The organism is Rhodoligotrophos sp. CJ14 (assembly GCF_038811545.1).
Taxonomy (GTDB): Bacteria; Pseudomonadota; Alphaproteobacteria; order Rhizobiales; family Im1; genus Rhodoligotrophos; species Rhodoligotrophos ferricapiens.
Genome location: NZ_CP133319.1, coordinates 1,364,235 through 1,385,197, shown reverse-complemented (window position 1 = coordinate 1,385,197; position 20,963 = coordinate 1,364,235). Strand labels below are relative to the sequence as shown.

The 20,963-nt window shown below is 62.6% G+C and carries 26 protein-coding genes; 17 read left to right on the top strand and 9 right to left on the bottom strand.

Annotation, left to right across the window (positions count from 1 at the left end; translation table 11 throughout):
* Positions 1–20: 20 nt before the first annotated feature.
* On the top strand, positions 21–338 hold the full coding sequence (locus RCF49_RS06385) for a DUF1236 domain-containing protein (RefSeq protein ID WP_342643203.1): 318 nt from the start codon (positions 21–23) through the stop codon (positions 336–338).
* Positions 339–441: 103 nt separating this feature from the next.
* Here RCF49_RS06385 and RCF49_RS06380 read toward each other — a convergent pair whose 3' ends face one another.
* Positions 442–2,223, bottom strand: coding sequence for a S8 family serine peptidase (locus RCF49_RS06380; protein ID WP_342643202.1), 1,782 nt, complete (start codon positions 2,221–2,223; stop codon positions 442–444).
* 146 nt (positions 2,224–2,369) lie between these two features.
* Here RCF49_RS06380 and RCF49_RS06375 point away from each other — a divergent pair, with 146 nt between their 5' ends.
* Both RCF49_RS06375 and RCF49_RS06370 read left to right on the top strand, forming a co-directional pair.
* Complete coding sequence (locus RCF49_RS06375; RefSeq protein WP_342643201.1) at positions 2,370–2,915, top strand: RNA polymerase sigma factor; 546 nt, start codon at positions 2,370–2,372, stop codon at positions 2,913–2,915.
* A gap of 24 nt (positions 2,916–2,939) precedes the next feature.
* Complete coding sequence (locus tag RCF49_RS06370) at positions 2,940–3,737, top strand: anti-sigma factor family protein (RefSeq protein WP_342643200.1); 798 nt, start codon at positions 2,940–2,942, stop codon at positions 3,735–3,737.
* A gap of 9 nt (positions 3,738–3,746) precedes the next feature.
* Here RCF49_RS06370 and RCF49_RS06365 read toward each other — a convergent pair whose 3' ends face one another.
* A complete protein-coding gene (locus tag RCF49_RS06365; RefSeq protein WP_342643199.1) occupies positions 3,747–3,974 on the bottom strand; it encodes a hypothetical protein in 228 nt (75 codons plus the stop codon).
* A 229-nt stretch (positions 3,975–4,203) separates the two neighbouring features.
* Between RCF49_RS06365 and RCF49_RS06360 the strand changes: the two genes are divergently transcribed.
* From RCF49_RS06360 to RCF49_RS06350, 3 genes are all read left to right on the top strand, one after another.
* Positions 4,204–4,557: a metalloregulator ArsR/SmtB family transcription factor gene (locus tag RCF49_RS06360; protein ID WP_342643198.1), complete on the top strand. Its 354-nt coding sequence runs from the start codon at positions 4,204–4,206 to the stop codon at positions 4,555–4,557.
* Complete coding sequence (locus RCF49_RS06355; RefSeq protein WP_342643197.1) at positions 4,541–5,050, top strand: SRPBCC domain-containing protein; 510 nt, start codon at positions 4,541–4,543, stop codon at positions 5,048–5,050. The genes RCF49_RS06360 and RCF49_RS06355 overlap by 17 nt, the downstream gene beginning before the upstream one ends.
* Positions 5,051–5,117: 67 nt before the next feature.
* Positions 5,118–5,540, top strand: coding sequence for a VOC family protein (locus tag RCF49_RS06350; protein WP_342643196.1), 423 nt, complete (start codon positions 5,118–5,120; stop codon positions 5,538–5,540).
* Between the two features lie 16 nt (positions 5,541–5,556).
* On the opposite strand, the gene RCF49_RS06345 is transcribed toward RCF49_RS06350, so the two are convergent.
* Positions 5,557–6,474 carry an alpha/beta fold hydrolase gene (locus tag RCF49_RS06345; RefSeq protein WP_342643195.1) on the bottom strand — a complete coding sequence of 306 codons (918 nt, stop codon included), beginning with the start codon at positions 6,472–6,474 and terminating at the stop codon, positions 5,557–5,559.
* A gap of 178 nt (positions 6,475–6,652) precedes the next feature.
* On the opposite strand from RCF49_RS06345, the gene RCF49_RS06340 reads away from it, so the two are divergent.
* The 3 genes from RCF49_RS06340 (at position 6,653) to RCF49_RS06330 (ending at position 8,055) form a co-directional block, all read left to right on the top strand.
* Positions 6,653–7,192 carry a hypothetical protein gene (locus RCF49_RS06340; protein WP_342644133.1) on the top strand — a complete coding sequence of 180 codons (540 nt, stop codon included), beginning with the start codon at positions 6,653–6,655 and terminating at the stop codon, positions 7,190–7,192.
* 63 nt (positions 7,193–7,255) lie between these two features.
* A complete protein-coding gene (locus RCF49_RS06335; RefSeq protein WP_342643194.1) occupies positions 7,256–7,615 on the top strand; it encodes a hypothetical protein in 360 nt (119 codons plus the stop codon).
* Positions 7,612–8,055: a hypothetical protein gene (locus tag RCF49_RS06330; protein ID WP_342643193.1), complete on the top strand. Its 444-nt coding sequence runs from the start codon at positions 7,612–7,614 to the stop codon at positions 8,053–8,055. Before RCF49_RS06335 ends, RCF49_RS06330 begins: the two co-directional genes overlap by 4 nt.
* Before the next feature lie 73 nt (positions 8,056–8,128).
* Here RCF49_RS06330 and RCF49_RS06325 read toward each other — a convergent pair whose 3' ends face one another.
* Positions 8,129–8,977 (bottom strand): alpha/beta hydrolase, encoded by an 849-nt coding sequence (locus tag RCF49_RS06325; protein ID WP_342643192.1) that lies wholly within the window; start codon positions 8,975–8,977, stop codon positions 8,129–8,131.
* Positions 8,978–9,158: 181 nt separating this feature from the next.
* Between RCF49_RS06325 and RCF49_RS06320 the strand changes: the two genes are divergently transcribed.
* From RCF49_RS06320 to RCF49_RS06305, 4 genes are all read left to right on the top strand, one after another.
* A complete protein-coding gene (locus RCF49_RS06320; protein WP_342643191.1) occupies positions 9,159–9,704 on the top strand; it encodes a (2Fe-2S)-binding protein in 546 nt (181 codons plus the stop codon).
* A gap of 4 nt (positions 9,705–9,708) precedes the next feature.
* On the top strand, positions 9,709–10,707 hold the full coding sequence (locus RCF49_RS06315) for an FAD binding domain-containing protein (protein ID WP_342643190.1): 999 nt from the start codon (positions 9,709–9,711) through the stop codon (positions 10,705–10,707).
* Positions 10,704–12,839 (top strand): xanthine dehydrogenase family protein molybdopterin-binding subunit, encoded by a 2,136-nt coding sequence (locus tag RCF49_RS06310; protein WP_342643189.1) that lies wholly within the window; start codon positions 10,704–10,706, stop codon positions 12,837–12,839. Before RCF49_RS06315 ends, RCF49_RS06310 begins: the two co-directional genes overlap by 4 nt.
* Before the next feature lie 121 nt (positions 12,840–12,960).
* Entirely contained in the window at positions 12,961–13,353 is a 393-nt protein-coding gene (locus RCF49_RS06305) for a GFA family protein (protein WP_342643188.1), read from the top strand.
* Positions 13,354–13,411: 58 nt separating this feature from the next.
* Here the strand turns inward: RCF49_RS06305 and RCF49_RS06300 are convergent, their stop codons facing one another.
* The 4 genes from RCF49_RS06300 to RCF49_RS06285 form a co-directional block, all read right to left on the bottom strand.
* Positions 13,412–14,191, bottom strand: coding sequence for a helix-turn-helix domain-containing protein (locus RCF49_RS06300; protein ID WP_342643187.1), 780 nt, complete (start codon positions 14,189–14,191; stop codon positions 13,412–13,414).
* A gap of 48 nt (positions 14,192–14,239) precedes the next feature.
* Positions 14,240–14,668, bottom strand: coding sequence for a VOC family protein (locus RCF49_RS06295; protein ID WP_342643186.1), 429 nt, complete (start codon positions 14,666–14,668; stop codon positions 14,240–14,242).
* Between the two features lie 67 nt (positions 14,669–14,735).
* Entirely contained in the window at positions 14,736–15,110 is a 375-nt protein-coding gene (locus tag RCF49_RS06290) for a hypothetical protein (RefSeq protein WP_342643185.1), read from the bottom strand.
* A gap of 142 nt (positions 15,111–15,252) precedes the next feature.
* Positions 15,253–16,167 (bottom strand): SMP-30/gluconolactonase/LRE family protein, encoded by a 915-nt coding sequence (locus RCF49_RS06285; protein WP_342643184.1) that lies wholly within the window; start codon positions 16,165–16,167, stop codon positions 15,253–15,255.
* A 168-nt stretch (positions 16,168–16,335) separates the two neighbouring features.
* Here RCF49_RS06285 and RCF49_RS06280 point away from each other — a divergent pair, with 168 nt between their 5' ends.
* Positions 16,336–16,710, top strand: a complete 375-nt coding sequence (locus tag RCF49_RS06280) for a carboxymuconolactone decarboxylase family protein (RefSeq protein WP_342643183.1) — start codon at positions 16,336–16,338, stop codon at positions 16,708–16,710.
* 63 nt (positions 16,711–16,773) lie between these two features.
* On the opposite strand, the gene RCF49_RS06275 is transcribed toward RCF49_RS06280, so the two are convergent.
* Complete coding sequence (locus tag RCF49_RS06275) at positions 16,774–17,379, bottom strand: NADPH-dependent FMN reductase (RefSeq protein ID WP_342643182.1); 606 nt, start codon at positions 17,377–17,379, stop codon at positions 16,774–16,776.
* A gap of 249 nt (positions 17,380–17,628) precedes the next feature.
* Between RCF49_RS06275 and RCF49_RS06270 the strand changes: the two genes are divergently transcribed.
* The 3 genes from RCF49_RS06270 (at position 17,629) to RCF49_RS06260 (ending at position 20,799) form a co-directional block, all read left to right on the top strand.
* Entirely contained in the window at positions 17,629–18,705 is a 1,077-nt protein-coding gene (locus RCF49_RS06270) for an LLM class flavin-dependent oxidoreductase (protein ID WP_342643181.1), read from the top strand.
* The gene (locus RCF49_RS06265) at positions 18,702–19,685 is read left to right on the top strand and encodes an NAD(P)-dependent oxidoreductase (protein ID WP_342643180.1); all 984 of its coding nucleotides are present in this window, start codon (positions 18,702–18,704) and stop codon (positions 19,683–19,685) included. Before RCF49_RS06270 ends, RCF49_RS06265 begins: the two co-directional genes overlap by 4 nt.
* Before the next feature lie 196 nt (positions 19,686–19,881).
* Positions 19,882–20,799 (top strand): LysR family transcriptional regulator, encoded by a 918-nt coding sequence (locus RCF49_RS06260; protein WP_342643179.1) that lies wholly within the window; start codon positions 19,882–19,884, stop codon positions 20,797–20,799.
* Positions 20,800–20,963 lie beyond the last annotated feature (164 nt).

The following is a 20,963-nucleotide window of genomic DNA, read 5'->3' as shown; positions in this document are numbered from 1 at the left end:
CGAACTCAAAGGAGAAACGCATGACCTATGGAAAATCCATGCTGGCAGCTGTAGCCCTCGTTATCGGCAGCAGCCTACCTCTCGCGGCGCAGACCACCGTTGTCGTGTCGCCTGAACAGCAGACCGTGGTTCGGGAATATGTGACGAAGCACACGGTCGAGCCGGTCACGCTGCCGGATTCCGTTGAACTGGCGGTCGGCGCGACCCTGCCGGAGGATGTCGAGCTGCATGCGATCGAAGGCGTTCCGGAGGTGAGCGAGTATCGTTACGTGGTGGTCGATGGCCGGACCGTGCTGGTCGAGCCCGGTACCCGCAAGGTCGTGCAGATCATCGACTAAGACACTCCTCTCGGCTGGATGAGCCTGTCCTGTGGCGCTCATCCAGCCGTTCATTCATGAAATGCGTAACCGCGCTATATGACGCCATTGTAGAACTACCCGCCTAATTGGATGCGCTGTGCGGCGCACCCCGCGCATTTCTCAAGGTCTCCCCGGAAAAATCCCGCTCATGCGATGCGCCTTGCTTAGAGGTGGTCACGGCCGGAGAGCTTGTGCACAGTCCGCTCGCCTGCAGCAGACCATCGCCATAGACCGGATCGCGTCCAGGTTCGCCAAGATCAATACTGTGGAGAGCCAACACCGTTTCAAGGCTCCTCGCCGTCAAATCGGGTTCTGACCCCTTGAGCTGCGCGGCAGCGGCGGTGACGAAAGGCGTGGCATAGGACGAGCCCGAGACCCGCTTGCGGCCGCTCTTCTCTCCGGGAATGGCAAGGTCAACGCCGGGTGCGGCGAGATCCACGAAGGTGCCCTGATTTGCGCGGGGATAGATGTTGCCGTTCTTGTCTACGGCAGTGACGGCGATGACCCCGTCATAGGCGGCCGGATAGGATGGCGCTGCCCCAGGCCCACCATTGCCTACGGCTGCGACGAGAACGACGTTCTCGGCCAGTGCAGCCTCAACGGCTTCGCGCAGCACGCTGTTTTCGGGGCCTGACAGGCTCAGATTGATGACCTTCACGCCCTTCTCGACTAGCAGTTCCAAAGCCCGGATGAGGGTCACGACGTCAGTCTTATCGCGCTCATCTCCTGGCTCGCGGTAGAAGGCATCGGCGGCGACAAGGGTGGCGCCTGGAAGCAGGCCCGCGGTCTTGCCCTGCCCGACCAGCAGCTTGGCTATGGCCGTGCCGTGCTCGGCATTGCCTGCCTGCTGGCGTGTCTTGCGTGCGGTGACGCGCTCGACCGCGGCCCCTCTCAATGCGGGATCAGTGAGATCGAGGCGTGTATCGATCATGCCGATCTTCGCCGGCTCACCGCAGGTGGACGCTTGGATGAGATCCCAGCCGATCAAGGCTTGCGGCTCGCAGTTGCCACTGGCGCAGCGGGGAATGGCCCCTTCGAGGTAATAGAAGTGATTGAGATCAGTCTCGGCCTGACCGCTCACCTCATGCACCTCGCGCTGGGCTTCGTCCAAGGACCGGCCGCGCGGTACCCGCAGGCGGAAGATCTTGGGACCGACACGGCCTTCCGTGCTGGCGTCGGCGCGAAAGCCGCGGCTTGCGAGCCGATCGAGATCACTTTGACTGAGGCCGCTGACGAGGATCTCGTTGGGGGCTTGGGGGAGGCCGGCTGATGAGGCAGGTGCTGCGCGCTTGGATGGAGATTTCGGGCTCGGGCTCTTTGCGCTGACACTATTGGCGGCTTTGGCCGGGGATGAGGCGCGAGTGCTGGCCTGCCCAGACGGCGCGGGACCCCGGTTGCTGGCGGCGGGCGCTGCGCCAGGGTTTTGGCCACGGGATTGGCTGGAGGCTTGCCCGTTACGACCTTGTCCAACGGCCGCTCCGCCGCGGCCTGCATTGCCATTGCCACTGGCACCGTTCCCTACGCCGTTGCCAGCTCCAAGACCACCGCCATTGCCGTTGCCGCCTCCGTTCCCGTTGCCGCCGCCATTGCCGTTACCACCGCCGTTGCCGTTACCTCCGCCGTTCCCGTTACCTCCACCGTTCCCATTGCCGCCGCCATTGCCGCCACCACCGCCGTTCCCTCCGCCATTTCCGCCATTTCCCCCATTGCCACCCCCACCGCCACCCCCTTCCTTTGCCAAAGCGGGCGATGGCTCAAAGGACAGCGCCGGATCGCTCTTGCCGTGAATCTTGACGTGCGGTGTCAGATGCACGGCGAGAAGCAGGGTGGCGAGAAATGCCAGGATGGTAATGCCGCGAAACATTCATCTCCCCTGAGACGTTGAGCGGTCATGCCGCAATGCCGTTTCCGAAACTAAACGGCTCGCTGCGCTTTTAGCTCCCGGATAGCGGGGCCGCTTTCAGCATTCGGAACGAACTGCATGCGCGAACGAGGGACGGGAATAAAGCTGTGAGTGTCGCGTTCTCTCTGAAAGACGAGGAAGCACTGAATTCCAGGATCGGGCATGATCTGGTCTGTCTGCTGCCGCGGCTGCGCCATTATGCGCTCGTGTTATGCCGATCACCTGCATTGGCGGACGATCTGGTGCAGGATACCTGCGTACGTGCGCTCGCGGCCGCCGATAGCTGGATGCCCGGAACCCGGTTCGATGCCTGGGTCTTCCGGATCCTGCGCAATCACTGGATCGACGTGGTTCGCCACAACAAAGTCGAGGCCCGGCGCGATGATGTGGATATCGAGGCGGCGGGCGGGCAGACGGAAAGCGGAGAGCCGGGCATCATTTCCCGGTTCGAGCTGGCGGATGTCTGCCGGGCGATCGACCTTTTGCCTGCCGATCAACAGGAGGTGCTTCTGCTTGTCTGCGGACAGGACATGACTTATCGGGAGGCGGCTGACATCTTGGGCGTTCCGGTGGGGACGGTAATGAGCCGGCTCGCGCGTGCGCGCAAGCGACTGCTTGAGCTGACGAATGGAGGCCAGCCCACGAGAAGATAGGGAATTGGTTTAATGGACGAGCGGATGTCTCGGCTTAGCTTTAGTGACGAGACCCTTATGGCCTATGCGGATGGCCAGCTTGATGAGAAGGTGGCCGGAGCCCTGGAGCAGGCCATGTTGAACGATCCGACACTGGTGGCCCAGGTGGTTGCGTATATCAGGAGCCGGCATCTGGCCCGAGAGGCCTTTGGCGCCAATACCTCACCGTCTGTTCCGCCTCGTCTCGAAGCCGCTGTCCGCAAGGCCATCGCCGAACCGGAGGTCCAGCCGAAGCCGGCGACGGCATCTGGCGAGCGCAGCGGAGAACAGGAGCGCTTTAGAACCAGCGATCCTGGGCCGGAACGCAAGCCTCCGCCCAAGTCGATCGGGCGCATGGCAGCGCTGGCCGCCTCGGTCGCGCTGGTGATCGGTGCTGCGGCCGGCTTCGGTGCTCAGCGGCTCTTAAGCTTGGAGGAGCCGGCGGGCACTCAGGGCTTGCTCGCAAAGCTCGAACAGCCCAGCGTGCTGAGCAATCTCGACCATCTTCCCTCTGGCGCAGAACAGAGCACGCCGGCCGGTACGGTTCGCGCCATTGCCAGTTTCAAGCGGCCGAGCGGTGAACTTTGCCGGGAATTCCGGGTGGCGGACGATGCACGGCGCAGCGATGCGATCGCATGCCGGGATGCCGGCAAATGGACCATCACCTTTGCGGCACTCGATACGGGTAATCCCGAGGATTACGTGCCGGCTGCAGAGGATGATCCGGTCGATGCGTATTTGAGAAAGGCAGGGCTTGGGGAGCCGCTCGATGCTGCGGCCGAGCAGGCGGTGCTCCGGCGATAGTCCCGCGGTTTAGGGCCAGGCCTGCCACCATCTCGGTGGTTTTACCTCCTGGGGCTCGCCATTGCTTCCTTCGAGAAGAACGATGGCCTGATGGCCGTGATCAGTTGCGTTTCGGGACCATTCGAGTGCCTTGTGCAGTGCTTCCTGCTGCGACCGGAAACGATCAAAGCGCCGGTTTGCAAACTCGATCGTCCAGGCGTCATCCATTGCGCGAACGAGCAATTTGTGAACCCGCATGGTGTTTCTCCCGGAACGCCGCTCACGGCGAGACAGCAAGTAAACTCGATGTAATACCAATTTTCATGACGAGTCGATGTTCTTTAACTGTACAGAAACCATAAAGGATGCTGTTGCGGGCAAGCATTGGCCAAGACCTCGCGTCGGCGTGATGCTCGCGACGGGCGCACCAGTCGTGGTTGTTGCAATTTAGCTTTGGCTTAATTAAGCGGATATGACATAATGAGGCATGGACAGTTTTGCAGCCCTTGCCGATCCGACGCGCCGCCACATTCTGGAAAGCCTCGCGCGTGGGCCGCTTTCGTCCGGCGAGATCGCCGCTCAGTTCGAGATCACGGCGCCGGCAATCTCCCAGCATCTCAAGGCGCTCAGGGCAGCCAAGCTCGTCCGTGCGCGTGCGCAGGGGCAAAGGCGGATCTACTCCCTCAACCCCGAGGGCATCGAGGAGCTTGGTGGCTGGATCGACCAGCTCCGGCAGTTCTGGGCAGGTAAGTTCGACGCTCTAGATACAGCGCTGCGCAGCGCGCCAGAGCAGGATGTGAAGCAGCTGGACACAGGAGACGGGAATGAGCGAAAAGGGTGAGGTTTCAAGCCTCTCATGCCTGACCTTCCGTCGCATTCTGCCCGGACCGGTCGAGAGGGTCTGGGCGCATCTGACCGATACAAGGCTTCTGCCCTCCTGGTTTGGAGATGACAGCTCGATCGAGCCACGACCGGGAGGGACCGTGCGCATCATGGGCGGACATGTGCGCGGCATCGTCACCCAGTGGCAGCCTTGCCGGAAACTCGTTTACACGTGGAATGTCTTCGATCCGAATGACGGTCCGGATGCGGTCTCCGCCTATCCGGAATCCTATCCGACATTCGAGCTTGGGCCATCCGGCGCGGATGTGGTTCTCACCTTCAAGCATTTCCCCATCCCCGAGCGCTTCATCGCGCAAAGCGCCGTCGGCTGGCATTCGATGCTCGACATTCTCAGCGCCGCCCTCAAGGGCGAGAGGGTCGAGGACAGGTCCGTCTATTCACAGAAGAATGCCGCAGTTTACGGGGTCGACCTTGCCAATCTGGCGAGATGATCGGGCACAGGGCGAGCTGGCCTCTGCCTGACCCACATATCGGCCCTTAAAGATGAAGAGCAGGCCCATGAAACCCAGCGTCAGCGTGATCACCCTCGGTGTCGACGACCTCGAAGCATCGGTGAAGTTCTACCGGGACGGACTGGGGCTCTCGACGCAAGGGATCATCGGACAAGAATTCGACCATGGCGCCGTGGCGTTTTTCGACCTTCAGCATGGGCTGAAGCTGGCGCTGTTCGCGCGGACGAATATTGCGCATGATGCCGGCATCGAACCAGGCGGCCGCAGCGCGACCGAGTTCACGCTCGGCCATAATGTCGGCAGCGAAGCGGAAGTCGACGCGGTCATGACGCAAGCGATCGGTGCCGGGGCTCGCCTCGTGAAGCGGGCGCAGAAGACATTCTGGGGTGGGTATGCCGGGTATTTTCAGGATCCAGATGGCCATCTGTGGGAGGTGGTCTATAACCCGGCGCTGCTACCGGACGATTAGATGTTTCGCTCGGCCCTCAATCCTCAGCCGTTGCAGCAAAGAAGCGGCCGAGGAGGTCGGCGGTGATCTCGGGAATCTCCTCGGGGAAGAAATGACCGGCGTCCAAGGCTTGGCCAGAGACGTCCTCTGCCCAAGTGCGCCATAGGCCGAGCGGGCCGCCGGCTTCAGCATACCAGCTTTGCAGACCACCTTTGCTGCTCCACAGCGCGAGCACGGGGCAGGTGATGCGCCGACCCGCTTGGCGGTCAGCAGTGTCATGAGCATGGTCCAGGGTCGCTGCCGCCCGATATTCCTCACAAATCGCGTGAATATGCGCCGGATCACTCAGCGCTGCGATATAGGCTTTGCGAATATTCTCCCCGAAAGCCTGTGGTGAAGATCCCCAAGCGTTGAGCGCATCGTCAATGATCGCACCCGGGGCGGCGGCGATCAGCCGTTCGGGCAGAGGCTCTGGCTGGGCAAGGAGTGACCAAGGCCAGAATGCGCAGGCAAAGCGCTTATCAGCCTTCTCCCAGGCATCGGCCGTCGGCACGATATCGAGGACCGCGAGCCGACCAACGTGCTCGGGATAGTCGAGCGCGAGCCTATAGGCGACGCGGCCACCGCGATCATGGCCAGCGATGGAAAAGCGCGAGAAGCCAAGCTGCTCCATGAGCAGGACCATGTCTTCAGCCATTGCACGCTTTGAGTAGGGGGCATGATCGGGCGTCGATGCCGGACAGCCGCTGCGGCCATATCCGCGCAGATCGGGGCAAATCACCGTAAAGCTCGCGGCGAGAGCCGGGGCCACGAACCGCCACATCAGATGCGTTTGCGGGAAACCGTGCAGCAGTAGAACCGGCGGGCCCGAGCCATGCATGCGCAGAGCGATGGAGGTTGAATCCACCTGCATCTCGCGCAGCTCGATATCTTCAAAGGCGGTGATTTTCGTCATCCTAGGCTCGTCCACCGGATTCAATGGCGCGGCTCTGGCCTGGTTCCCTGTGTCCGTCGCGGAGCATTCCTCGGCGCACATCGCTCAGGAATAAACCGAAAGCTGCCTCGTTATCTCCTCAGTTCCTGACATCCGGGGACGTCGGATTCACAATACGAGGAGAGAAACTGTGTCAGCTATGCTCAGAAAATCCGCCCTTGTGCTCGCCCTTCTTGCCGGCACCACGGCAGGGGCTCTCGCCCAGTCCTCAACCACCACGACCGGAACCGGTGGCACGTCAGCGGGTGGCGGCGAAAGCAGCACCACGCTTGGCACCGGAGGCAGTGCATCGGGCTCCGGCAGCGGGAGCGGCAGTGCCACGACCCTTGGAACCGGCGGCAGCTCCGCTGGCGGTGGCCAGAGCAGCTCAACCATCGGCACTGGCGGTTCTGCGGCAGGTTCCGGCGATAGCGGCAGTGGCAGCGCCAGCACGCTTGGCACGGGCGGCTCATCGGCCGGTGGTGGCAGCTCAAGCTCATCTGTCGGCACGGGCGGTTCCGCGGCCGGCAGTGGTGACAGCGGCAGCGCCAGTTCGGTTGGCACCGGCGGCAGCTCGGCCGGTGATGGCGATTCCAGCTCGTCGGTCGGCTCGGGAAGCTCGGCGGCCGGTGCGGCGCGGGACGGCACGAGCAACAAGGATTGCCCGCCCGGACAGGCCAAAAAGGGCAGCTGCAGCTGATCTCAGTCTGGAAACGGCTCGGCTTCGCGGTCGCGAGGCTGAGCCCTATCAGGGGTAAGACCCATGCGTCCTCTTTACGTTTTGGCTCTGACCCTCGCCTGGTTCTTGGTAGCGCTACTCTCTTACAGCCAGGTCGAGGCGCAATCGCCACCTGAACCGCGGTCCAAACCTTGCCGGGTCGTGACCGAGGATGGCTCGACAAGCGGCGGTCTAGAGAGCGAGGTCACCGTCGGCAATGGCAAAGCCTCCGCCCGTACGACCGTCGGCAGCAGTACCGGGACCGGTTCGGGTGTGACTGTTCACTCGCACGGCAATGGCAGCTCTTCCTCGGCCGCCGCCTCGTCTTCCGACGGAAGTTCAGTTGCGACTGGATCGGGCGATGACTGCGTCATCGTGCAGAAAAAAGGGAAGGACGAGAAATGAGACGATCTCTCATAGTGCTGGCCGCCTTGGGGCTTCTCGCTCCGATCAGCCTGCCGGTTCAGGCTCAAGACAGCTGTGACGGCGCGGCCACCGTAGGCTCCGGCGGAAGCGCCGCAACGGATAGCACATCGGCGAGCACCGTCGGCACCGGCGCGGGTTGCACAACCGGTTCCGGCCACAATGCCACGGTGGGCTCGGGAGGCAGTGCGGCTGCTGTTGATGGCAAGGTTGACAGCGACACGAAGGTCAACGCCAACAGCAATAATCTCAATGCCAAATCTGACGCGTCCGCCAAGGATGGTGGCGAATGGAGCAAGTCGAAGACCCAGACCAAAGTGCGCCATGGCGAAGATCTGAGCACCCGCACCAAGACGATGTCGCATGTTCCTGGTTCAAAGCCAGAGAAAAGCACAACGACGGTGAAGAGCACGGCCGAGTAGTTTCTCGGATTGCTTCCGCGGTTCCGGTAATGGAGCATCGCGGTAGCGAAATGAAATTTGCTGCAACGATCCCTCAATCACGCGTGACTGCCGCAACGGAAGCGCGTAAGGCGCCGGCGAAATCGGGATGGCCATAGAGGTCATTGTGGCCGGCGCGTATGGCGATCTCGCTGCGCAGATCCCGAACAGCTTCGCGAAGAGCGGTCGAGCGTGGCGCAGGAACGATGGTGTCGTTTTCTGCCAGGATAATGGCTGTGGGTACGTCGAGGTCGCGCAGAGTGGCTGCGGGTTCCATGCGATGGCGCAGCAAGAGGCGCACCGGGATCCAGGGATAGTGGTGGGCGGCGAGTTCTCTGAGCGAGTCGAAGGGTGTCACCAGGACGATGCCCCGCACAGGCCTGGTGCTCGCCAGATCAACCGCAACCGCAGCGCCCAGGCTAAGTCCAATGGCAATAATGCCGGCTTGGGCGTCACGGGCGAGGTGGTCGTGGGCGCGCCGGGCATCCTCGAACAGGGCCGAGGCTGACGGGCTTCCAGTACTTGGGCGATATCCGCGGTAGTGAAGCGCCGCAACTTCGTGCTCGGGGAAGGTCTCGTGCAGCGTCAGGGCGACAGCATCGGCATTCCAGGCATTGCCGCCGAAGCCCAGCAGGAGCGGGCGTGGTTCGGCTGCGGGTCGCCTTGCCGATAGGCGTACCAGAACCACGCGCTCGCCGTCCTGTGCCGCCAGGTCGATGGCCCGTGCGCGCTCAGGTAAATCGGGTCCGAAGGCTGCAAGGCTGGTCGGGAAGATCAGCCGGGTCTGCAGCGCGTATAGAATGCCGACAAGAGCAGCGTAACATCCAGCGAGTGCGAGCGTCAGTTTCAGGAGCCACATCGCATGAATGTCGGCCAGGACTCGACCTTGGACAAGGCGCGCCACATGGCATCTCCTCCAGACGGCCTTAAATAAAGGATTAAGCGAGCAGCACGCGGGTATCGAACTGAGCGGCGCGTGAGGCGTTACATGCGGAGGCCCGGTGATGAGCAGCGATGAAATCACACGACGAGAGGTGCTGGGACTCGCGGCCGCGGGCAGCGGTTTGGTTGCAGGAGGATCGCTCATGTCCAGTGTCGTCCCACCCGCGGCTGCGCAAGAAGCAGCACAACAAACTGTGAAAGGGTCTGCAGCGCTGGATGTGGTGCTCCATGTCAACGGAACCGAGCACCAGCTGATGCTTGATCCGCGGACGACGCTTCTCGATGCCCTGCGCGAGCACCTACACCTCACTGGCTCTAAAAAGGGCTGCGGTCTCGGCCAGTGCGGCGCCTGCACGGTGCTGATGGACGGCAAACGCGTGAAGTCATGCCTCTCGCTTGCGGCGCTCGTGGAGGGTCGCGAGATCACGACCATAGAAGGGCTCGCTCAAGAGGGAGAACTCCACCCGCTGCAGGCCGCCTTCATCGAGCGTGATGCGTTCCAGTGCGGCTATTGCACGCCGGGCCAGATCATGTCCGGCATTGCCTGTATCGCGGAGGGGCATGCCGGCTCGCCCCAGGAGATCCGGGACTGGATGAGCGGCAATATCTGCCGTTGCGGCGCCTATGATCATATCGTGGCAGCGATCCAAGACGCGGCATCCGTAACTGGCTCGACGCAGGGAGGCTGAACCCATGCATCCCTTTGCCCTAGAACGGCCCCGCGATCTTTCCGCAGCGCTCGCCTTTGGTGCTCAGGCCGGGCGCAACGACGCGCCGGCCGAATATATCGCGGGTGGCACCGATATGGTGCAACTGCTCCAGGAAGACGTCCGCCGGCCCGACAGGCTCATCAGCCTCGCCGGGCTTCTCGACGGCCGCATCGAGAGCGGATCGCAAGGGCTCAGGCTCGGCGCTGCCGCCACGATGGCGGAGGTTGCGGCTCATCCTGCTATCATGGAGCAGTATCCGGTGATCTCCGAGGCGCTGCTGAACTCAGCGAGCCCACAGGTGCGCAATCAGGCGACCATGGGTGGCAATCTCCTGCAGCGCACTCGTTGCCCATATTTCCGTGACATTGGCTATGCGGATTGCAACAAGCGCGCACCAGGCTCGGGCTGCGCCGCGATCGGCGGTGAAAACCGCTGGCACGCGGTGCTGGGTACGAGCGAGAATTGCATCGCCGCGCATCCGTCCGACCTCGCGGTCGCGCTCATCGCGCTCGATGCTGCGGTCGAGGTGCTTGGCCCTAGCGGTCAGCGCGTTGTCCCGCTCGCGGAGTTGCACCGGTTGCCGGGAGATGCGCCGCATATGGAGACAGTGCTCGAGCCCGGGGAAGTGATTGCTGCGATCACTGTACCGGCCAATCCGGCCGCGCGGCGCTCCCATTATCTCAAGGTCCGCGATCGGGCTTCGTTCGAATTCGCGGTCGTCTCGGCGGCGGTTGCGCTCGACATGGATGGCTCACGCATCCGCCAAGCGCGCATTGCCCTTGGCGGGGTTGGAACCAAGCCTTGGCGCGTCCCACGCGTGGAAGCGGCTCTGGCCGGAGCCAGCCTCGATGAGGCTGCGCTGCGACAGGCGGCGGCATTCGCAGCGGAAGGCGCACAGGGGCGCGGCGATAACGACTTCAAGATCGAGCTCATGCAGCGCGCCATCGTGCGCGCGGTTGGAATCGCAGGAGCACGCGCATGACCACCGCAGTCATCGGAAAGCCGGTCAGCCGCGTCGATGGCCGCCAGAAGGTTACCGGCACCGCCACTTATGCCGCCGAATTCGAGGTGCCGAACCTCGCCTATGCCGCTGTGGTCCGAAGCACGATCGCGAGCGGCCGCATCACGTCCATTGACACGGCGGAGGCTGAACGAGCGTCCGGGGTTCTGGCTCTTCTGACACACCGCAACGCGCCTCGGCTCGCTTATCGCCCACATAAGGGCATGACTGATCCCGTTACCGGCGAGCGTCTGCACGTGTTGCAGGACGACAGGGTGAACCATCAAGGCCAGCCGATCGCTCTGGTGATCGGCGAAAGCCTGGAACAGGCAAACCATGCCGCAAGGCTGGTGCGCGTCAGCTACGCAGCTCAGGTAGCGACCACCGATATCAGCAGCGCCAAACCAACCGACCCAACGCATGAGAAGACTGACCAGGGCGAGGCCAGGCCGGACGAGACACGGCGCGGCGATCCCGAAGGGGCGCTGGCCGCGGCGGAGGTCAGGGTTGACGAGACCTATGTCATCCCGCGCGAGAATCATAACCCTATCGAGATGCACGCAACCATCGCTGCATGGGATGGCGACCGCCTGACCCTGTGGGACAAGACGCAGTGGGTGCACAATGTTGCGGATGAGCTCGCGGCGGTGTTCGGCATTCCAGCCGAGAATGTTCACGTCATCTCGCCCTTTGTCGGCGGCGCCTTCGGCTCAGGCCTGCGGGTATGGCCGCATGTGACGCTGGCCGCGCTTGGCGCCCGGGTCGTCGGACGGCCGGTCAAGCTGATGCTGTCGCGGCGGGATATGTATTACGGCGTGGGCTATCGTCCGCACACGGTGCAGCGAGTCGCCCTCAGCGCCTCTGGGGATGGCAAGCTCACGGCCGTTATACATGAGGGATATCAGGAGACCTCGACTTACGAGGAGTATACGGAAGCGCTGCTCAACGCGAGCCGGTTTCTTCACTCCAGTCCGAATGTCTTCACGCGGCATCGGCTGGCGCCCATGAATGTGCACACGCCGACCTATATGCGCGCACCCGGCGAGGCGAGCGGCGTATTCGCGCTGGAATGCGCCATGGACGAGCTTGCCATGGCGCTCGGTATCGACCCGCTCGAGTTGCGCTTGCGCAACGAGCCGGAGCAGGACGAGGACAAGAGCCTTCCATTCTCGAGTCGCTCGACCCGGGAGTGCTACCGGGCTGCGGCGGAGCGCTTCGGCTGGAGCCAGCGTTCTCCACAGCCGCGCTCGATGCGAGATGGCCGCTGGCTGATCGGCTGGGGTATGGCAACGGCCACCTATCCCATGAACTATGCCCCTGCCTCGGCCCTGGCCCGGCTGCTGCCTGATGGCACCGCGGAGGTGACGAGCGCGGCAAGCGACATGGGGCCGGGCACCTGGACATCCATGACCCAGGTTGCGGCCGAGACGCTCGGGCTGCCCGTCGAGCGAGTGAAGTTCACTCTCGGCGATACCCGTCTGCCGCGGGCACCGGTGCATGGCGGTTCGATGACCATGGCAAGCGTCGGCAGCGCCGTTCAGGCGGCGTGCCGGCAGGCGCGCGAGGAGGCACTCGCCCGGGGCGGGGCCAATGAGCTGGCGGAGGCCATGCAGCGTCTCGGCCAGCCCATCGAGGCCCGGGCGGACGTGAAACCGGGTGATGCGAGCAAGCGGTTCTCGATGCATGCATTCGGGGCCGTTTTCGTGGAGGTCGCGGTGGATCCCGATCTCGGCGAGACGCGCGTGCGGCGCATGGTCGGGGCCTATGGGGCCGGCCGCATCGTCAATCCGAAGACCACCCGCAGCCAGTGCATCGGCGGCATGATCGGCGGGATCGGCATGGCGCTGATGGAGCACTCGGTGGTGGATGCCCGCAATGGGCGGGTTCCGAACGCCAACTTTGCCGAATATGCGGTGCCGGTGCATGCGGATGCGCCAGCGGTGATGGACGTGCTGTTTGTCGAGGAGCACGACCCCCATGTGAACCCGCTCGGGGTGAAGGGCGTCGGCGAAATCGCCCTAGTGGGTGTCGCCCCGGCCATCACCAACGCGATCTTCCACGCAACCGGCAAGCGCATCCGGGAGCTGCCTGTCACGCCGGACAAGCTGCTCTAGCGCGGAACGCAGGACGGCTGCTGCGCCGCCATCAGGCGCTCCGCGCCCGCAGGGGGCGATTGTCATGAGCGTGCTGTTGGTTCTAATCATTTTGGCAGCTTGACTTGGAGGGGAGGCAGGAATGGACCGGTTCACCGGCAGTTGCCTGTGCGGGAATGTGCGAATCGTGGCGTCGGGTCGGCCATACCGGGTCGGCCTTTGTCACTGTCTCGACTGCCGCAAGCATCACGGCGCGCTGTTTCACGCGTCGGCGATCTTCCCTCAGGAGGCGGTGACGATCGAAGGCGAAACACGCGACTATGCCGGACGGTTTTTCTGCCCGCGTTGCGGTTCCTCGGTGTTCGCACGCACCGCAGACGAAATCGAAGTGAACCTAGGGTCCCTCGATGCCCCTGACCAACTCACGCCAAGCTATGAAAGCTGGACCATTCGTCGCGAGTCGTGGTTGCCACCATTTCCGCTCAAGAGACAGTACGAGCGGGACCGTGACGCCACGAACCGCTTCGAGGACTAGGGCCAGAAATGCCCATGGCATTGGGTTCACCCCAAAAAGCTTTCTTCTCGAAAATTCTTTATTTCCCGATGAGTTGTGCAGTCGCCTGATCGGCCGGAAAGAAGGCTTCGATGGCCAGCTCCGATAGCAGCACGTCTCTGGGAGTGCCGAAGACGGTGGTGGTCGAGATGAATGACAGGGTTCCGCCCGGCGTTCTGAGCCGGAAGGGCACCAGCACACTCGCAGGACTTCCGACTTCTTTGGTCTCGCCGTTTCCGTAGCTCAACAGTTCCGCCTGTAACCGGATCAATACGTCGTCACGCGTCGCAGCGATCTGCCGGCTGAGCCGATGGAGCAGGTGGTCACGCCATTCGCCCAGATTTTCGATCATCGGAGCAAGGCCTTGGGGATGGAGGCTCACTCGAAGCACATTGATCGGCGGTTCGAGCAGCTTTGCGTCAGTAACTCCGGTGAGGAGCGGGCCAATAGCGGCATTGGCATGAAGCATCTGCCAATGACGGTCGACCGCGAGTGCTGGATAAGGCTCGTGCCCCTTCAGGATCATTTGCAGGGCCGACCGCGCTGCTTCCATTTCGGGGTCATCGAGGTCCCGCTCGGTATAGGCAGGGGCGAAGCCGGCGGCGAGCAGGGCGGCGTTGCGCTCCCGCAACGGGATATTCAGCCGTTCAGCCAGGTGGATGACCATGTCGCGGCTGGGCCTTGCCCGTCCCGTTTCGAGGAAGCTCAGGTGGCGCTGCGAAATGTCAGCCTCGAGCGCGCATTGGAGCTGACTGAGGCGATGCCGCTCCCGCCAGGCGCGAAGGTGATCGCCGACACTGATCGCCGTCTGCTGTGCCATCTGCCATTTTACCCCTGGTCTCAATAACCTCTGCTCGCCGTCGCTGTCTTAGTCCTCAGCCATATACTGGTCCCAGAATCCTGCAGCCGGCTCAATCTGCTCGACCACATCGACCAGGATCCCGGCGGGATCCCGCGTCATGAACCGCCGCTGGCCCCATTTTTCGTCAGTCAGGGGATGAACAATCGGCGCGTCGCCATCCTTCAGGCGATCGAAAGCCGATGCGGCATCGCCGACCTCGATCGTAAGGATCATGCCCAGACCGTTGAAGCTTTCCGGGCCAGGCGGGCGGGTGGGATGGTCTGGGTGCATGAACGCAAGTGTCGCTCCACGTGTGCCGTCCTCGCCCGGACCAATGAGGTAGACGAACCAACTGGCTTCGAAGACCACTTGGAACCCGAATTGGGCGACATAGAAATCCCGTACGTCCGCGAGATGCGGCGTGGTGATGAGTGGATAGAAATCGCGGACCTTCATTGGGGCTCTCCATAGTTCTGGGGCTTGCTCCGTCTGCAGCGGGCTGACGGCGAGCTGGGGCCCGCCTTCAGGCAATGGCTGCCGGATGGCGGGGGCCCGCATGAAATTCGGCCAGGGCCAAGAGGGCCACCACCAAGGCCTGAAGGATCAAGAAGCCCGCGCCAAGAAGGTTGGGGTCTGCGAGGACCAAGACGGCGAGGCTGGCCACTGCCCAGGCAGCGTTGCCGAGGATGACGATCCATAGTCCGGCAGCCCAGGGACGGTCCTGGTTGGCCAAGGTCGCCATGAAGATGGCGATCGGGAAAAGCAAGCATCCTGCATAGAAGAGGAGGCTCTGCGGCAGCGCCATCATCGCCGAGAGCGCGGGGGCTAACAAGACCAGGCCCAGACCCATCAGCGCGCAGGTCAGAGCATCGAAGCTAAGGATTTTGTTGAGCGTCATTGCTAATCTCCAGTTCGTGATGGCGAGATTTGACGCCAGATCGGAAGGCAAATCGATTACCTTGCAGGTAATGGCGATTGCCAATCGATCTGCCCTTCCATTTGATGCCGATTGGATCACTGGAAATTGGGTACGAAAGAAGTCAGCTCGAGAAATTCGGCCGCAGTCCTGCCGTCTGCCAGGGCAATGCGATGACCCGGCCCGTGCTCGACAGGGTTACATAGGCCGTTCTGAGGTCAGGGCCCCCGAAGCAGATATTGGTTGCATACGTGCCCGGGAGCTTCACGTGACGATAGGCGCCGCCGGAGCCGATCACATAGATGCCGCCGGATACGATCGCGGCGACGCAGATATTGCCGTCCTGGTCCAGGGCCATGGAATCGAGCCGTTCATAGCCGCCGAAACCCGCCAGGAGGCGTCCGCCATTCGGTGAAGGCCATGGCTGCTTGCGGATCTGTCCGGGGGCTTCGAGATCAAAGACCCAGACGCGGGCCGGTTCGGTTTCGCTCACATAAAGCGTCGTTTCATCAGCCGAGAGGGCGATGCCGTTCGGCGTCAGCAGCGGAAAGATGACCTCGCGGATCATGCTGCCGTCCGCCGTCGCGTAGAAGACGGCGCCCCGATCCAGATGACGTTGGCGTATCTTGCCAAAATCGGTGAAGTAGAAGCCGCCGGCCGCATCGAAGACGAGATCGTTTGGGCCGTTCAGAGGACCCCGGTCGCTGCTGTCATAGACGGTCTCGACGCGGCCCGTCTTAAGATCGACGCGTTGAATGGAGCCTCTTTCATAATCGGTGGAAATGCCTTGCGGGCGTAGGCCGAACCTGTCCTCGACCCAGGAGAAGCCGCCATTGTTGCAGACATAGCAATGTCCATCCGGGCCGAGCGCCGCGCCGTTTGGTCCGCCGCCGAGCTGAGCGGCAACCGTCTGTCCGCCATCCGCGCCGATCCGCGTCAGCGTGCCCCGTTCGATCTCGACTACGAGCAGCGAGCCGTCGGCCATCGCCACCGGCCCTTCCGGGAAGCGCAGCCCCGATGCCACATCAACAAAATGCATGACCAATTGCCTCGATATTCCATCGGAGGCAGCATGTCTCTCGTCACAGGGTCAAGAACGGAACGGTCATACGAGATATCATTTCTTTTTATTTGGAGGCCCGTCCGTTTCGCTCCTAATCATCTCCGATTGTCTAATCTGTGTTCGGCGGATCTGAGGAGTGCAGGTGTGAGCAAACGCGAGATGGGCCGCGGTCTGTTGAGAAAAATCATCGGGGAAAGCTATTTTCAAAAGAGAGAAGCCTCCACGAATGATTTCAACAAGGATCTGCGCGCGCTTTCCGAGGAATATTGCTTTGGCGAGATCTGGCAGCGGCCCGGATTGCCGCCGAAGACGCGCAGCCTGCTCTGCATAGCGATGTTGACGGCAATGGGAAAAAGCGCCGAGCTGCGCCTGCATGTCGGCGGCGCCATCACCAATGGCTGCACGGTGGAAGAGATCAAGGAAGTCATCCTGCAGAGCGTGATCTATTGCGGCCTTCCGGCCGGCATCGAGGCCAATCGGGTCGCCGAGGACGTTCTGAAGGAAAGAAACCTGATCTGATCGCCATCGCGAGCCGAAGCTGGGCTCACGGGCAAAGCCGCCTTCACGTGGAGCCGGCTGCTTTCATGCCATCACCCGTCCGGCTTTAGATCTTTCCGCCACCGGCGCCCACTGACCGCCATGGAATTCCATCAGCTGGCGGGCCATGATCTGCAATTGGCTGTCGACCTCCGGCAGCAGGCACTCGCCCTCTGGCGTGAACAGCTTGATCTGCGAGTTGAGCGCTGCGCCGAGGGGCGTGGGCCAGCCGCGCAGCGCATGCACGATGCTGCGCAGGGCGCTCAAGGTCGTGTTCGCCCCCTGCCACCCGGATCCTGTCGCCAGGCAGGCGACCGGGCGGCCAGTGAAATAGGGGAGCGGGTCGCGAGCCGTTGCCTCCACATAGTCGAGCGCGTTTTTGATGAGGCCGGAAACGCTGCCGTGATAGCCAGGCGATCCGATGACGATCGCATCGGCCTTGCGCACCGCGCCGATCAGGCGGGAGGCTGACGCCGGCAGGACAGCGCCCGGATCATAAAGAGGAAAGGTGAGATCGGCCCCCGGGAACATCTCGGTATCCGCCCCCAGATCAGATGCATGCTTCAGGATGTGCCTGACGGCAAGTTCTGTCGAGGAATTGACGCGAAGCGTGCCGCCAATGCCCACGATGTATTTAACGCGACGTGTCATTGTCTCTCCTCGCCCCGTCGTTGGAGCGGATACAGTCTTGCTCTGTGTTTGAAAGGTCGGGAGGGGGACGGCAAATAGAAATAATATTCTTCTGATATCGATGCCGGTTATGCTGCCGCGCGCGGCGATGCGCGGGGTGGATAAGGCGATTCAATAACCGATACAAAAAAATTATATTGGCAAGAGCGGCTTCCGGAGCGGCCCAATGGCCGCAACGATAACCCATCAGCGCATCAACCGGAGCCCCAGATGGATTTTGGCATTCTTTTTACGTCGCATCCCAATATCGATATCGAGCCCTATCCCCATCGAGGCGTCCACGCGCGGGTGACCAGCCAGATCATCGCGGCCGACAAGCTGGGCTATGATTGCGCCTGGCTGGCTGAGCATCACTTCAGCAACAAATACGGCATCATGCCGGACGTGAACGTCTATATGGGCTATCTCGCCGGCCTGACGAAGACCATCAAGCTCGGCGCGGGCATCGTCACACTGCCGCTTAACAATCCGGTTCGCGTCGTCGAGAATGCCGCCCTCCTCGACATTCTCACCAATGGCCGCGTCGCGATCGGCTTCGGATCCGGCTACCGTCCCTATGAGTTCGAGGGTCTGGGTGTTCCCTTCGAAGAGCGCCGCGACATCCAAGAGGAAGCGCTGCCGCTCATCCTGGAGTTGTTCTCCAACCGGCGCGCGACCCACAAGGGCAAGTATTTCAACATCACAATCCCAGACGAATTCGAGATCTTTCCGCAGTCGATCCAGCAACCCTATCCGCCGCTCTATCTCGCCGCCGCGACCGAGCGGTCGCTGGCCACGGCGGGCGAAATGGGCTTCGGGCTCATGCTGTCGTCGCTGACGCCGATCGCCGACCTGGCAAAGGACGTGGCGAGATACAAGGAAGCGCTGGAGCGGGCGCCCGCGCATTTGCGGAAGAACCCGGCCTTCGGTGACATCGACGTCGCGCGCTGGGTCTATGTGGCCGAGACCGACGAGCAGGCCAAGCGCGACAGCGAGGCCGGCATTCTCCGGCATTTCGCCGCCTTCGACGGCAAGCAGACGGTGGGCTATCTCGGCACCACCCGCTCAAAGAGCGGACAGGTGCAGGAAACCACCTACGACAACATCAACCAGACCACGATCATCCACGGTTCGCCGGCGACCGTGCGCGACCGCATCAAGGATCTGCACGCCAAGACCGGGTTCACGTCTATGATGCTTCACTTCCCGCCCTATTACGGCAGCGAGAATACGATGAAGTCGCTCGAGCTCTTCGCCAAGGAGGTCATGCCCGCCCTGAAGCAGCCGAAACAGGCGGCTGCCGAGTGACCACCCGATCCAATGCCTCGCCAAGCGAATTGACGATGATGGCTGACACGATCGGTTTCGTGGGCCTCGGGGCAATGGGGTCGCGCATCGCCAGCCGGCTTGTCGCCGCAGATCGCGCCGTGATCGTCTATGATCCGGACGAGAAAGCCGTCGCCAGGCTCACGGGGCTTGGGGCTCGGGCGGCCGCATCGCCGGCGCAAGTGGCGGCAGCAGCGAGCGTCGTATTCTGCTCGCTGCCGACGCCAGCCATCGTGTCGGAGGTTGCTCTCGGCAACGACGGCCTCATCCATGGCGGTGCTTTGCGCACGATCGTGGATCTGTCGACCACGGGCACATCCGCCACGACCAGGATCGCGGCTCAGCTCGGTAAGGCCGGCATCGACTTTCTCGACAGCCCGGTCAGCGGCGGGGTCTCCGCTGCCGAGGCCGGCACACTGACCTTGATGGTGTCCGGGCGGCACGACGTGTTCACGGCGTTGCAGCCCCTTCTGGCGCTCATCGGCAAGAACATTTTCTATGTCGGGGAAGCGCCCGGACAGGGGCAGAGCATGAAGCTGGTGAACAACCTGCTCTTTGCCGCCAATGCCATTGCCGCATTCGAGGTGCTCGTCATGGCCGCCAAGGCGGGGCTCGATCCCAGGACGGTCCTCGATATCATGAATGTCTCCACGGGGCGCAGCTACATCACCACCCATCGCGTCCCCGACTGCGTGCTCGACCGCAGCTTTCCGCAACGCTTCGCGACGGAATTGCTGTTCAAGGACGTCAGGCTCGGCATAGACGAGGCCGAAGCCATGGGCGCGCCCCTGCATATGGCTCATGCCGCGCGGGCATTCCTGGCGGCTGCGATCGCCGATGGAGAGGGGGCGCTCGATTGCGCCAATTTGATCAAGCGGTTCGAGCGCCTCGCGGGCGCCGAGTTCGGCGCAAGCACAACGGAAGACGACGCGACGCAGACGGTCGCCACCGCCGGCTCGTAATGCGAGCGGAGATCGAGGTCGGTGGCCACGGTTGCCGCCTCGATCGCCTCGTGGCGGAAGCAGCGGACCCCAGCGCCGGATCTATACAGTCTGCAGAGCTTGGGCTATAGACGGCCGATAATTCTCCGGCAGGTCTGGCGGATTTGCCTCAGGAATTCGCGCTTCCATGCCTGTCGACAGACTGTAAGACGCCGGAATGGACCTTCGCCAGTTACGTACATTCGTTCATGTCGCCGAGCTCAAGAGTTTCACGAAGGCAGCGTCGTTCCTGAATATCTCGCAGCCGGCCCTCAGCCGGCAGATGCGCCTGCTTGAGGAAGAGCTGGGCACGAAGCTCCTCCATCGCACCGGCCGCGGGATCTGGGTGACGAATGACGGGCTCGCGCTTCTCGAACGCTGCACCGCCCTTCTGAACGAGTTCGAAAGCATCCGCGTCGACTTTTCCTCGAGCGCGAAGATGGCGATGGTGACCGGGACTGTCGGCGTCGGCATCCCGGTGCCGGCCGCCCGCATATTGACCAATCTCGTCGCCAATGATCGCGCCGCCATGATGCCCGGCGTGTCGTTACGGGTGGTCGAGGGCTTCAGCGCCCTGATCCATGAGTGGCTCATCAGCGGCAGCATCGATCTGGCCATTCTCTATGGGCCCAAAGTCCATAGGGTGCTGGACCGGGAGGTCGTTCTGGTGGAGAAGCTGTTCGCCATCATGCAGGCCACCGACGAAAACCGCGCCCGCAAGGCAATTTCGCTGCCGGAGCTGATCTCGAAGCCGTTGATTGTGCCGCATGAGCCGCATGTGATCCGCGACATGCTCGACATGCGCGCCGGCAAAACGCCGAAGCTTCTGGAGGTGGATTCCATCACCCTGATGGTGGGCCTTGCGCGCGCGGGAAAGGGAAGCGCTATTCTCCCGCATGGCAGCGTCACCGAGGCCATCGATGCGGGCTATGTGGTGGCGGTGCCTATCGAGGAGGATCTGAGCTGGGATGTCTCGATCTGTTATTCCAATCTGCGCCCGCTTACCGAAGCGGCTCAGCTCACCATGCGCGTTATTCGGGAAGAGATGATCCATCTGGTCAAGGGCGGTCATTGGCCCGACGCCGTCCTGAAGTGACCTGACCCGAAAAAGCTTCGGGGCACGCAAGCACATATCCCATCGACGCGACCGCCATCGCGACGCCGATCGCGCCGAATATTCGCTGCGTCTATCCCGACAATATCGCCCTTGAATGCCGACCGTTCTGTCTGGAATTGTGGTTTTGCTTCTCCAAGGCACTC

Coding starts and splice junctions, on each gene's coding strand:
- RCF49_RS06385 (WP_342643203.1), top strand. CDS start 21: ATGACCTATGGAAAATCCATGCTGGCAGCTGTAGCCCTCGTTATCGGC.
- RCF49_RS06380 (WP_342643202.1), bottom strand. CDS start 2,223: ATGTTTCGCGGCATTACCATCCTGGCATTTCTCGCCACCCTGCTTCTC.
- RCF49_RS06370 (WP_342643200.1), top strand. CDS start 2,940: ATGTCTCGGCTTAGCTTTAGTGACGAGACCCTTATGGCCTATGCGGAT.
- RCF49_RS06365 (WP_342643199.1), bottom strand. CDS start 3,974: ATGCGGGTTCACAAATTGCTCGTTCGCGCAATGGATGACGCCTGGACG.
- RCF49_RS06360 (WP_342643198.1), top strand. CDS start 4,204: ATGGACAGTTTTGCAGCCCTTGCCGATCCGACGCGCCGCCACATTCTG.
- RCF49_RS06355 (WP_342643197.1), top strand. CDS start 4,541: ATGAGCGAAAAGGGTGAGGTTTCAAGCCTCTCATGCCTGACCTTCCGT.
- RCF49_RS06350 (WP_342643196.1), top strand. CDS start 5,118: ATGAAACCCAGCGTCAGCGTGATCACCCTCGGTGTCGACGACCTCGAA.
- RCF49_RS06345 (WP_342643195.1), bottom strand. CDS start 6,474: ATGACGAAAATCACCGCCTTTGAAGATATCGAGCTGCGCGAGATGCAG.
- RCF49_RS06340 (WP_342644133.1), top strand. CDS start 6,653: ATGCTCAGAAAATCCGCCCTTGTGCTCGCCCTTCTTGCCGGCACCACG.
- RCF49_RS06335 (WP_342643194.1), top strand. CDS start 7,256: ATGCGTCCTCTTTACGTTTTGGCTCTGACCCTCGCCTGGTTCTTGGTA.
- RCF49_RS06330 (WP_342643193.1), top strand. CDS start 7,612: ATGAGACGATCTCTCATAGTGCTGGCCGCCTTGGGGCTTCTCGCTCCG.
- RCF49_RS06320 (WP_342643191.1), top strand. CDS start 9,159: ATGTCCAGTGTCGTCCCACCCGCGGCTGCGCAAGAAGCAGCACAACAA.
- RCF49_RS06315 (WP_342643190.1), top strand. CDS start 9,709: ATGCATCCCTTTGCCCTAGAACGGCCCCGCGATCTTTCCGCAGCGCTC.
- RCF49_RS06310 (WP_342643189.1), top strand. CDS start 10,704: ATGACCACCGCAGTCATCGGAAAGCCGGTCAGCCGCGTCGATGGCCGC.
- RCF49_RS06305 (WP_342643188.1), top strand. CDS start 12,961: ATGGACCGGTTCACCGGCAGTTGCCTGTGCGGGAATGTGCGAATCGTG.
- RCF49_RS06300 (WP_342643187.1), bottom strand. CDS start 14,191: ATGGCACAGCAGACGGCGATCAGTGTCGGCGATCACCTTCGCGCCTGG.
- RCF49_RS06295 (WP_342643186.1), bottom strand. CDS start 14,668: ATGAAGGTCCGCGATTTCTATCCACTCATCACCACGCCGCATCTCGCG.
- RCF49_RS06290 (WP_342643185.1), bottom strand. CDS start 15,110: ATGACGCTCAACAAAATCCTTAGCTTCGATGCTCTGACCTGCGCGCTG.
- RCF49_RS06285 (WP_342643184.1), bottom strand. CDS start 16,167: ATGCATTTTGTTGATGTGGCATCGGGGCTGCGCTTCCCGGAAGGGCCG.
- RCF49_RS06275 (WP_342643182.1), bottom strand. CDS start 17,379: ATGACACGTCGCGTTAAATACATCGTGGGCATTGGCGGCACGCTTCGC.
- RCF49_RS06270 (WP_342643181.1), top strand. CDS start 17,629: ATGGATTTTGGCATTCTTTTTACGTCGCATCCCAATATCGATATCGAG.
- RCF49_RS06260 (WP_342643179.1), top strand. CDS start 19,882: ATGGACCTTCGCCAGTTACGTACATTCGTTCATGTCGCCGAGCTCAAG.